The organism is Streptomyces glomeratus (genome assembly GCF_021462825.1).
GTDB lineage: Bacteria > Actinomycetota > Actinomycetes > Streptomycetales > Streptomycetaceae > Streptomyces > Streptomyces glomeratus.
Window position 1 is genome coordinate 1 of record NZ_JAKEEB010000101.1, and the last position, 839, is coordinate 839.

Annotated in this window: 1 protein-coding gene and 1 pseudogene; one reads left to right on the plus strand and one right to left on the minus strand. The window is 70.1% G+C overall.

Annotation, left to right across the window (positions count from 1 at the left end):
- Nucleotides 1-517, minus strand: a 517-nt coding sequence (locus tag LZ604_RS35490; protein ID WP_234520356.1) for a hypothetical protein, incomplete at its 3' end; no start/stop codon positions are given.
- Between the two features lie 101 nt (nt 518-618).
- Here LZ604_RS35490 and LZ604_RS35495 point away from each other — a divergent pair.
- Nucleotides 619-839: pseudogene (locus LZ604_RS35495) on the plus strand (hypothetical protein); the annotation flags it as partial.

The window sequence follows — 839 nt, forward strand, 5'->3', positions numbered from 1 at the left end:
GCGCGCCTCCGGGCCGAGGATGCGTTTCCCTCCCCGGCTGAAGCCGGGGATACCCACGCAAGATCAACGGATGGCGGGCGAGCAGGGCCAGAGCGGCGTCGATATGTGACAGAGCCTCGTCGTGGTCGGCGCACAGATGGTGGGCCGTGGCGAGGCGGAAGCGGAACATGTGGTCGTCGGGGTGCGTCTCCACGGCCTCCTGCGCGAGCCGGCGCAGGAGTTCCCCTTGGCCGTCGAAGGGCACGGAGAACGCCAGCCCGTTCAGGCACACGTCCACCACATGCCGCGAGCGGTGTGGGGCCGTCCACGCCCGGTCAAGGAGGCCGCGGGCGTGTTCGGTCGTCAGCGCGCGGCTGCCGAACGCCGCGAATGAGCGCAGTGCCAGGACTACCGGCTCGTCGCGGTGGGGGCTGGCTGCAGTGGCGAGGGCAGAGGTGGTCAGGACGGTGTTCAGATCGTCGAAGGCGAAGTTCGCGCGGAGTTTTCCCGCGTGGTACAGAAGCAGGGTCAGGGCCAAATCGGCGGCCTCGGGGACGCCGGCGATGGCTCGGGCGGCCTCGTCGAGCTGCTCTCGGGTCTCTATATGCGACCGGTTGATGAAGCCATCCCTGATCTTGGGTGGGTATCCCCGGCTTCAGCCGGGGAGGGAAACGCGTCCTCGGACCGGAGGCGCGCAGCGCCGACTCCAACGGCGAGTTCGTACCCAACCCGCGCCACGGCCGGAAGGCCGCCGCAAAGCTCGACGCCGCACAACAGGCTCTTGCCCGCTTCCCCCGCGCCCGCCGCGACAAGCGCACCGCCAACCACCGCCGAGCCGTCCAGCGCGTTGCCGACCTGCA